A 9996-nucleotide genomic window follows, 5' to 3' on the forward strand; every position below is an offset into this window, starting at 1 on the left:
ATTCTAACACAAGTTTAGCGTTGTTTAACTCTCTGATGCAAAGATTGCACTGAGGTTACACGAGCACGATCGTCGGCTTCCTGTGCGTTTACAGTTGCAAAAGCAGCGTTAAGCGTCGTGGTATAAGCCACTTTATTTAGCAGTGCTTCTCTGCGAATGTAAACCGAGTCGTTAATTGCTTTACGCCCTTCTGTTGTATTCACAATGTAACAATACTCACCGTTTTTAATGGCATCAACAATGTTAGGACGACCTTCTGTTAACTTATTAACCATTGAGCAGGCAATCCCAGCGTCATTTAACTGTTGCGCGGTTCCAGAGGTTGCTTCAAGCTCGAAGCCTTTCGCCACCATTTGCTTGGCAAGTTCAACCGCTCTAACTTTATCGTTTTGACGCACAGAAATCAGGGCTTTACCTTTTTGTGGAATAGGAGCTCCTGCGCCCAAATTGGCTTTAGCATATGCTTCTTCGAAGGTATCTCCCACGCCCATAACTTCACCCGTAGAGCGCATTTCAGGCCCCAAAAGCGGATCAACACCCTGGAATTTGGCAAAAGGCAACACGACTTCTTTGACCGAATAAAACGGTGGAATGATCTCCTCAGTAACGCCTTGACTAGGAAGTGATTGTCCCACCATCGCACGTGCAGCGACCTTAGCTAATGGCAAACCTGTCGCTTTAGATACAAAAGGAACCGTACGCGCAGCCCTAGGGTTAACCTCAATGAGATATACCTCACCGTCTTTGACTGCAAACTGAGTATTCATCAAGCCCACAACGCCAAGCTCTAGCGCCATGTCTTTTACCTGTGTGCGCATCACGTCCTGGATCTCTTTGCTCAACGAGTATGACGGCAAAGAGCAAGCCGAATCACCCGAGTGAACACCCGCTTGTTCAATGTGTTCCATTATGCCGCCAATGACTACATTTTCGCCGTCACACATGGCGTCTAAATCGACCTCGATTGCGTCGTCCAAGAAGCGGTCTAACAATACTGGAGAGTCATTTGACACTTTAACCGCTTCGTTAAGATAGCGCTTAAGATCTTTCATGTCATAGACGATTTCCATGGCCCGACCACCCAGCACGTATGAAGGTCTTACTACCAACGGGAAGCCAATATTTTCCGCTTCCGCAAGTGCCTGTTCCATATTGCTAACTGTTGCGTTGGCAGGCTGCTTGAGATTCAGTTTATTCACCATCTGCTGGAAACGTTCACGATCTTCTGCGCGATCAATCGCATCAGGCGATGTGCCAACAATCGGTACACCTGCTGCCTCTAGTGCTCTTGCGAGTTTCAGCGGAGTTTGACCACCGTATTGAACAATCACACCTTTAGGCTGTTCTACACGAACAATTTCTAAGACATCTTCGAGTGTCACTGGCTCAAAATACAGGCGATCTGAGGTATCATAGTCGGTTGATACGGTTTCAGGATTACAGTTAACCATAATGGTTTCATAACCATCTTCACGCATAGCCAATGCTGCGTGCACGCAGCAATAATCGAACTCAATGCCCTGCCCAATCCGGTTCGGACCGCCACCTAACACCATGATCTTGTCTTTGATAGATGGATTCGCCTCACACTCTTCATCGTAAGTGGAGTACATGTATGCTGTGCTCGTCGCAAATTCTGCCGCACAGGTATCGACGCGTTTATACACAGGAACAATGCCCATACCACGTCTCACGTCTCGGACATCGCTTTCTGCAACGTTGGTTAATTCAGCCAGACGTGCGTCGGCAAATCCTTTGCGTTTGAGGGAACGCATCAACTCTTTATCAATGCCTGGTAGACCTAATTCACTTACCTGATTTTCTAAATTCACTAAGTCTTCAAGTTGCACCAGGTACCAACGATCAATGTTGGTTAGGTTAAACAACTCATCAACACTCATGCCCATCCGCAATGCATCTGCAATGTACCAGATCCGCTCGGCTCCCGGCTCGCGAAGCTCGCGAATGATAGTGGCTTCAGCTTCAGGATCATTAATATCAATAATAGGGTTGAGGCCATTTGCACCGACTTCCAATCCACGTAGTGCTTTTTGCAACGATTCTTGTTGATTACGACCAATTGCCATAACCTCACCCACTGACTTCATTTGAGTCGTCAGTCTATCGTTCGCTCCGGCAAATTTTTCGAAGTTGAAGCGGGGAATTTTAGTTACGACATAATCGATCGCCGGCTCAAAAGATGCTGGTGTTAATCCACCCGTGATGTCATTGGCTAGCTCATCCAGCGTGTAACCTATCGCCAATTTAGCGGCCACTTTGGCAATGGGGAAACCTGTTGCTTTTGATGCTAATGCAGACGATCTGGAAACCCGGGGGTTCATCTCGATGATGACCATGCGACCGGTTTTAGGATCTACACCAAATTGCACATTTGAACCGCCAGTTTCCACACCAATTTCACGCAATACCGCCATTGCCGCATTACGCATAATCTGGAATTCTTTGTCTGTCAATGTTTGTGCTGGAGCAACGGTAATAGAATCACCGGTGTGGACACCCATAGGATCAAAATTTTCGATGGTACAAACAATAATACAATTGTCATTCTTGTCACGTACCACTTCCATTTCATATTCTTTCCAACCAATTAACGACTCATCGATAAGCAATTCACTGGTAGGTGACAAATCTAAACCTCGGCGACAAATTTCATCAAACTCATCAATGTTGTAAGCGATACCGCCGCCGGTGCCTCCCATGGTAAATGAGGGTCGAATGATACATGGGAAACCTATACGGGTTAGCACATCATGGGCTTGTTCAATCGTGTGAGCAATTTCCGCATGAGGACAGGCTAACCCAATTGACTTCATCGCCTTGTCAAACCTTTCACGATCTTCGGCTTTATCAATAGCATCGGCAGTGGCGCCGATCATTTCGACACCAAATTCCTGCAATACACCATGTTTGTTCAAATCTAGCGCACAGTTAAGTGCAGTTTGGCCACCCATCGTCGGCAAAATAGCGTCAGGGCGTTCTTTTTCGATTATTTTTTTGACGACTTCCCAATGGATTGGCTCGATATACGTTGCATCAGCCATTTCAGGGTCAGTCATAATTGTCGCTGGATTGGAGTTAACCAGGATAACTCGATAACCTTCTTCACGCAGGGCTTTACAAGCTTGTGCCCCCGAGTAATCAAATTCACATGCTTGGCCGATAACAATTGGGCCAGCGCCGAGGATCAGAATACTTTTAAGGTCGGTACGTTTTGGCATAATATTCGTCTCTCGTATCAGTTTTGATTCGATGAATTGGATTGCATCAATTCAATAAAATGATCAAACAATGGGGCAGCATCGTGTGGCCCGGGACTCGCTTCGGGATGTCCTTGGAAACTAAACGCTGGCTTGTCCGTGCGATGAATTCCCTGTAGCGATTTATCAAATAGCGACACATGGGTCACCTTGATATTGTCTGGTAACGAGTTTTCATCCACCGCGAATCCATGATTTTGGCTGGTGATCATCACGACATTTCGGTCTAAGTCTTTAACTGGGTGATTCGCACCGTGGTGACCAAATTTCATTTTCAAGGTCTTCGCACCGCTTGCCAAAGCCAATAACTGGTGACCTAAACAAATGCCAAAAATGGGAATATTGGTATCCAAAAAGGTTTTGATTGCATTGATCGCATAATCGCAAGGCTCAGGGTCGCCCGGACCATTAGAAAGAAAAATACCATCTGGTGCTAAAGCCAATACGTCTTCGGCAGGTGTGGTAGCTGGCACAACGGTAAGCTTGCAGCCTCTATCCACCAGCATGCGTAGTATATTGTGTTTTGCACCAAAATCGTAAGCAACGACATGAAAGCGGCTGTTTTTGACATTTTCAGCGTATCCATCGGTCAACGACCAAACGCCATGTTCCCATGGATACGTTTTATCTGTTGTAACAACCTTGGCCAAATCCATGCCTTTTAAGCCAGGAAACGCCTTGGCTTTGGCGAGTGCATCATCGATATGACTCTGATTGTCTTGATCCACCGTCACAATACAGCCTCGTTGCGCACCTTTATCACGTAAAATTCGTGTAAGACGACGAGTATCAATGTCTGCAATGCCTAAAATATTGTTGCTTTTCAAGTAATCCGAAAGCGTTGCCTGGTTTCTAAAATTACTTGCTATAAGGGGGAGGTCTCTGATGATTAGGCCTTTGGCCCAGATTTTATTTGATTCTACGTCTTCGGAATTGGTGCCAGTGTTACCTATATGAGGATAAGTTAAGGTAACAATTTGTTCGGCATATGAGGGATCAGTAAGTATCTCCTGATAACCCGTCATCGACGTATTGAACACCACTTCACCGACAGAAACACCAGAAGCTCCAATTGATGTGCCTTTGAAAACCGAACCGTCTTCTAGCACCAAAAGGGCGGAAATAGCCAAGTCAACCTCCTAAATAAGGACAACCCACAGGTTTTTATCACTCTACGCGTCAAAACCCACAAAAAACGGGCGTAAATTATTGATTTACATCCCGTTTACATTCATCACCGCAAGCATTTTCGGGCACTTAGCAAATACAAGTGCGAAAATTTGGCAAATTCACAAGATGATACACGATGGATAAAAGCAGGTCCAATATTATCTAGAAAAATTATAAAAATGGGCACTTAACAGCAAAATTAACCACTAACCCCCAAAACACAAACTTACCTAAAAAGCTTCGGTACATTAGGTGGCTATTGGCCTGCGCTACATTCCTGACTATTTGGTCAATCCTAATACGTCTTGCATCGAGTACAAACCGGGTGGTTGGGCCTTAAGCCACTTTGCCGCGACAATCGCACCTTTGGCAAAAGTTAATCGACTTGACGCTTTGTGAGTTATTTCCAGTCTCTCACCAATTTCTGCAAATAGCGCGGTGTGTTCTCCTACTACATCCCCCGCTCTAACGGTCGCAAAACCAATAGTGCTCTGGTCGCGCTCGCCGGTATCCCCTTCCCTTCCATACACTGCACAAGTGTTCAAATCTCTGCCTAGTTCATTGGCAATGGCTTCGCCTATGGCAACCGCGGTACCTGAAGGTGCATCCTTTTTAAAACGATGATGGGCTTCCAGAATTTCAATATCCGCGGTTTTTCCCATGACAGATGCTGCTTGGCGCACCAGGTTGAGCATTAAATTGACACCAACGCTGTAATTCGCTGCAAACACAATAGGAATATGTTTGGCGGCAGTTTCCAATAAGGATTTTTGCGATGTATTTAACCCAGTAGTCCCAATCACCACTGCTTTATTATTATCGATACACCACTGCAGGTTTTGTTCAAGCGCCGCGGGTAACGTAAAATCTATTACCACATCAATTCGTGCCTGGTCTGGATCCAAACTTCCAGTAACCGCCAAATTACGTTTGCCAATGCCCGACAATTCTCCAACATCCATACCCACCCATTGGGAGTCACTGCGCACAGACGCTGCGACTAAAGAAACATTTTCATCCAGTTCGGTGGCTTCAATCAGCACACGACCCATTCTGCCATTGGCACCTAATATAGCTATTTTTGTCATGTTGAATTGTCTACTTCGATAATCACTTAGTTTTGGTATTGTGCATGACCTTATGTCAACTTTCAGCAGTAAAGTAGCTATATCTCATTCTGTTACGATTTGTTTGTAGATTGAGACAGGTAATTCTTTGATAAATTGTGCTTTTTCATTACATTAGTGCATGAGTTGGCTTGATAAAGAATTGAAAAATGCCCTTTAGTAACGAATTGCTGTCGGTGTCGGCGCTACCCGAACCATCACAAATTGATTTTGAATTTTTAGATAAAAGGTTTTTGCCAATGCTGTTGGTGAGTAATAGTATTTTGGCCAGTGTATTGCTCGTGGTCATGTCTATAGCGCGTTTTCAACGCTTCTTTGAGTTGCCCGAACCTTTATTAGACGTCTATTTTCCAGCACTAATTGTCGTCACCGTTTATTGGCTATTGACCTGTGCCCATGCAGTCATTGCCACGCCCTTTAAGCAGTATTGTTTACGAGAGCATGATCTGCACTATTCATCTGGTTGGGTTTTTAGAAAAACAGTTAGCCAACCAATTTCACGGATACAGCATATCGAATTAAAACGTGGACCGTTGGAGCGTGGGTTTGGGTTGGCATCTTTGCAAGTTTTTAGTGCTGGGGGTGCTATGCATACCTTTGAGATCCCAGGCTTAGACGCCGATGCCGCCGAAACGTTGAGGACATTTGTGCTTGAGCATAAGGACACCCATGAACACGGGTAGCCAACCTCCAACAGAGGCCGAAACTACGCTTTATTCGGATCGGTGGCAACGTCTATCACCAATCGCGATTATATATTTTGCCGCGTCAGGCATAAAAGGCGCGGCCAACAACTTGATCTATTTGCTCCCCGCTTTTGCCGTAAGTTATTCATCCATTAAAGAAAACCCTGGGACCTGGTTACCAATTCTAGCTGCTGTAATCGCACTTATCTGTATCGCGTCAGTGTTACAATATCTTTTTTATTCTTTCCGCTTGGAAAAATCCAGTGTAGAGATCCGCTATGGCGTCTTTTCTAAAAAGCACGTGAATCTACCCTTTGATCGCATTCAAAATGTCACGATAGAGCAGCCGCTTTATTACCGATTGACCAACACCAGTTGCTTACAATTAGACACGGCAGGTTCGGCTAAACAAGAAGCTAAGATTGTCGCATTACCCCAATTGTTTGCCGAACAGCTTAAGCAACGTATTTTACTGCAGGCTAACGCCCAAAGTGAAGACACACAAACCGATGACACTTTAGGGCAGTCCTTTGAATCAGAAGACATTCTTAATACACGGAGCATGGGTGATCTAGTCATTCATGGCATTACTAACAATCGAGTTTGGATTATATTAGGTGTACTGGCACCACTATACGACGACCTTGCTTCTTTTATCGGCGCCTACATCGAATCAATGGGTTTCGACTATCAACAATATTTTGATACGCAAGCGCAGCCGTTATGGCAGTTTGCACTGGCGATTCTCGCCCTAGCCTTTATGTTTATCGTATCCGTCACCTTACTTTCAATTTTGGGCTCTATCATTTTGTTTTACGACTTCAAGCTAAGTAAAACAAATGGTCGTTACATACGTCGCAGTGGTCTTTTTACTCGCCAAGAAGTCACAATGCGCCTATCTCGTCTTCAGTTGATTGCGTTAAAACAAGATTGGCTCGATGTCATATTGCGTCGGGTTAATTTGGAGCTTAAGCAAAATGACGCCGGAGTTCGAAATACACAAGGCCAATCTACGGCAAACAAAATACTTGTGCCTTCAGTGACGGTTTCTGAAGCACTTGAGATCACAGAAGATGCATTTGATCAGAATCAGTTGGCCAAGGTTGAATTTACGCCTATTAGTTATCGGTTTATTTTCAGGCAATTGCTAACTTGGGTGTTGCCTCTATTCGCCATCTTAAGCACCATAGCCATTAGCCAGCAAAACTATTTAGGCGCAGCGTATGTAGCCGTGGGCGCTTGTGTAGTCATGATTATGGTTTGGTGCCGATGGAAGCGATGGGGTTTTGCATCGGATAACGAATATATATATGTTAGAAAAGGACTTTTTGGCGTGGACAAAATGTGTTTCCCAAAATACAAAGTTCAACAAACCCAATTTATTCAAAGCAAACTCATGAAAGCAAAACAATTGGCTTCGGTGAGGATCATACTTGCCTCTGGTTCAGTATCCATTCCTTTTATCGAGCAAAAACAAGCGGCTCAGCTCTTGCAAAATACATTGCACGAAGTGAGCTTTAGTCAGCGTTCATGGATGTAAAATTCAAGAGTCAGGATAAAATGAAGGAACAACACACACCAAAAGTTCTCATCTGGGATCTGCCACTGCGACTTTTTCATTGGCTTTTAGTCTTCGCCATTGTAGCTCAATGGGTAACCGCGGAATTTGGTTATATGGATTGGCATTTTAAAATCGGCTATGTGACGCTCGGTTTGGTGATTTTCAGACTAGTCTGGGGGGTTGTTGGTCCTAGACATGCACGATTCTCACAGTTTATTCGCCCACCAAAGGACATTTTCAATTACGCAAAGGCACTGTTTTCCAGCCAAAATAAAGAATATGTCGGGCATAACCCGTTGGGTGGTTTAATTGTTCCCATTGTCATTATGATAGTTGGTTTACAAGCCGTTACAGGGTTGTTTTCGACTGACGATGTATTAGCTTCAGGTCCTTATTTGTCTTCGGTTTCCGCAGAAACTCAGGATTTGCTTGACGGCTTGCATCACGACACTTACAACGTCATTTTGGGCATTGCTGGTTTGCATATCATTGCAATATTTTGGTACCAATTTAAGCGAAAAATCTATCTGATTGGTGCAATGTTTCATGGTAAGAAAGCACTAAATCCGGAGAATAAGATCACTTCTTCGAGATGGATTATCGCCTTGATTGTCGCCGTCTTAATTGCTGGTTTTTTGTATTGGTTGATTGTTGTTGCCGCTCCGGTGCCCGAAGAAGAGTTTTATTTCTAACAATAAAAAAGCGAGCATCTGCTCGCTTTTATTAAAATCTTTTCGAATTACTCAGCTTTATAGGTATCGTGACAGCCTTTGCAAGATTTAAATATTGCACCGATTTTGGCTTTATACGACGACTCATCACCTTGCTGTGCCGCCACTTTCAATTCATTCGCAGCTGTAGTCAAAGCAACAATTTTGCTTTGAAAGTCTGCGTAATCTTCCCACACACCTGGCAGAGCGTCAGTTTCTACCGGAAAGTTGCGTGTATCAACAGAAAAATAATCATCCATCATCAATGATAATTGTTCGATGCGCATCGCATTTTTTTCGAGTGTGGCAGCATTCATAGGTATTTGATCTTTCGCCATGCCACCTAATGCACCTACATTGCTTCTCACTAATTGCAACATAGCCTGGCGGAATTGCACAGCTGCAGCGGCATGCTTTTCTGACTTCGCCGGTGCAGCGTTTAATGATGCGCTGATAACAACAGCGCCAATTAGCGCAGTAATGAACCGTATTTTCATATTTAAACCTTTTTTAGTAAGCCGTTAACGCCAATTGACCAGATAACGCATTGATCGCTTTCAAATTAAACGAGATATCGATGCTTAATTCAAGAAATGATTTAGTCGAAATTTAATCAATTCAATATATTTCTCTGTTTCGAAGAAAGAGTTTTATGCTTTTGTTGCTCCAAACCCAAATTAGCAACACAGAAAGTTGAATATAGATTGCAGTCATACGCCAATGATGTTCTATCGCCACAATATTTTGTCGATTTCGGATTAATTTGTGACAGTTTGCCAGCAACGGGCTAAAATCATGCAATCCGATCTAAATAATTGTTTAAGTATTAATGACGCAGTATTGTCCCCGAGAATTTAGTCATAAGGACCGCTTTGGTAGCTATACCATGACATTCGAAAAACGTATTTTATACGCTAGGGTGTCCGGTTCATTTGGAAAGAATTTAGCGCAAAAGTTTTGTGATGATCTTTTAAAAATCGTTTACTCGATAGAAGAAATCCATTGGGGATACCTGGGAGATCTTACTGATTGTGTTGCTGCTACGCCCGAAGCCAGAGATATCCTGGTGGAAGGGATCAAACTTTGCATTACTGCAGGTTGCGAAGTGGATGCCTACGTTATCAATGTCGCCATGGCAGAGCATCAACTCAGTAGCGCACGCAAAATGCTGGGCATCGATAAAACCATGGATGATCAGGTATTTGGTGATACCGAAGGTGCCAAACAGTTTATTCTCAACATACTTGCGAGATTTGAAGGTTAATATTTTGAACGGGGCATTTAGCAAAAAAAAGAGCGTACATGTACGCTCTTTTTGGTTTCAATGACCCGTCCTAAATAACGTTGACACTTTCCAGCCTTAAATTGGAGAGTGTAATGCAATCAATAAGTAAGCGTACCCAGCGCGACTATTCGCTCGCTTTTAAATTGTCAGTTGTTGACCAAGTAGAAAAAGGAGAAATG

8 protein-coding genes are annotated in these 9996 nt (G+C 43.8%); 4 read left to right on the top strand and 4 right to left on the bottom strand.

Annotation, left to right across the window (positions count from 1 at the left end):
- Window positions 1–14: 14 nt before the first annotated feature.
- The 3 genes from carB to dapB all read right to left on the bottom strand — a co-directional run bounded on the left by carB (window position 15) and on the right by dapB (window position 5536).
- Window positions 15–3239: a carbamoyl-phosphate synthase large subunit gene (carB, locus tag FM019_RS20435; protein WP_143837956.1), complete on the bottom strand. Its 3225-nt coding sequence runs from the start codon at window positions 3237–3239 to the stop codon at window positions 15–17.
- A gap of 17 nt (window positions 3240–3256) precedes the next feature.
- Complete coding sequence (gene carA, locus FM019_RS20440) at window positions 3257–4408, bottom strand: glutamine-hydrolyzing carbamoyl-phosphate synthase small subunit (protein ID WP_143837957.1); 1152 nt, start codon at window positions 4406–4408, stop codon at window positions 3257–3259.
- Between the two features lie 321 nt (window positions 4409–4729).
- Window positions 4730–5536, bottom strand: coding sequence for a 4-hydroxy-tetrahydrodipicolinate reductase (gene dapB, locus FM019_RS20445; protein WP_143837958.1), 807 nt, complete (start codon window positions 5534–5536; stop codon window positions 4730–4732).
- Window positions 5537–5724: 188 nt separating this feature from the next.
- On the opposite strand from dapB, the gene FM019_RS20450 reads away from it, so the two are divergent.
- The 3 genes from FM019_RS20450 to FM019_RS20460 are packed head-to-tail and all read left to right on the top strand — an operon-like array spanning window position 5725 to window position 8514.
- A complete protein-coding gene (locus FM019_RS20450; protein ID WP_143837959.1) occupies window positions 5725–6258 on the top strand; it encodes a PH domain-containing protein in 534 nt (177 codons plus the stop codon).
- Window positions 6245–7801 (top strand): PH domain-containing protein, encoded by a 1557-nt coding sequence (locus FM019_RS20455; RefSeq protein WP_143837960.1) that lies wholly within the window; start codon window positions 6245–6247, stop codon window positions 7799–7801. Before FM019_RS20450 ends, FM019_RS20455 begins: the two co-directional genes overlap by 14 nt.
- Before the next feature lie 20 nt (window positions 7802–7821).
- A complete protein-coding gene (locus FM019_RS20460) occupies window positions 7822–8514 on the top strand; it encodes a cytochrome b/b6 domain-containing protein (protein WP_143837961.1) in 693 nt (230 codons plus the stop codon).
- 47 nt (window positions 8515–8561) lie between these two features.
- On the opposite strand, the gene FM019_RS20465 is transcribed toward FM019_RS20460, so the two are convergent.
- The gene (locus FM019_RS20465) at window positions 8562–9029 is read right to left on the bottom strand and encodes a c-type cytochrome (RefSeq protein ID WP_143837962.1); all 468 of its coding nucleotides are present in this window, start codon (window positions 9027–9029) and stop codon (window positions 8562–8564) included.
- Window positions 9030–9418: 389 nt separating this feature from the next.
- Between FM019_RS20465 and FM019_RS20470 the strand changes: the two genes are divergently transcribed.
- Entirely contained in the window at window positions 9419–9796 is a 378-nt protein-coding gene (locus tag FM019_RS20470) for a hypothetical protein (protein ID WP_143837963.1), read from the top strand.
- The last annotated feature ends 200 nt before the right edge of the window (window positions 9797–9996 follow it).

Origin of the sequence: Aliiglaciecola sp. M165, from assembly GCF_007197995.1 — a bacterium.
In the GTDB taxonomy this organism is placed as follows: Bacteria; Pseudomonadota; Gammaproteobacteria; order Enterobacterales; family Alteromonadaceae; genus Aliiglaciecola.

What these genes read in the sequence shown, in the direction of transcription:
- FM019_RS20465 (WP_143837962.1), bottom strand. Translation starts at nt 9,029, where the DNA reads ATGAAAATACGGTTCATTACTGCGCTAATTGGCGCTGTTGTTATCAGC.
- FM019_RS20470 (WP_143837963.1), top strand. Translation starts at nt 9,419, where the DNA reads ATGACATTCGAAAAACGTATTTTATACGCTAGGGTGTCCGGTTCATTT.
- FM019_RS20455 (WP_143837960.1), top strand. Translation starts at nt 6,245, where the DNA reads ATGAACACGGGTAGCCAACCTCCAACAGAGGCCGAAACTACGCTTTAT.
- FM019_RS20450 (WP_143837959.1), top strand. Translation starts at nt 5,725, where the DNA reads ATGCCCTTTAGTAACGAATTGCTGTCGGTGTCGGCGCTACCCGAACCA.
- FM019_RS20460 (WP_143837961.1), top strand. Translation starts at nt 7,822, where the DNA reads ATGAAGGAACAACACACACCAAAAGTTCTCATCTGGGATCTGCCACTG.
- carB (WP_143837956.1), bottom strand. Translation starts at nt 3,239, where the DNA reads ATGCCAAAACGTACCGACCTTAAAAGTATTCTGATCCTCGGCGCTGGC.
- dapB (WP_143837958.1), bottom strand. Translation starts at nt 5,536, where the DNA reads ATGACAAAAATAGCTATATTAGGTGCCAATGGCAGAATGGGTCGTGTG.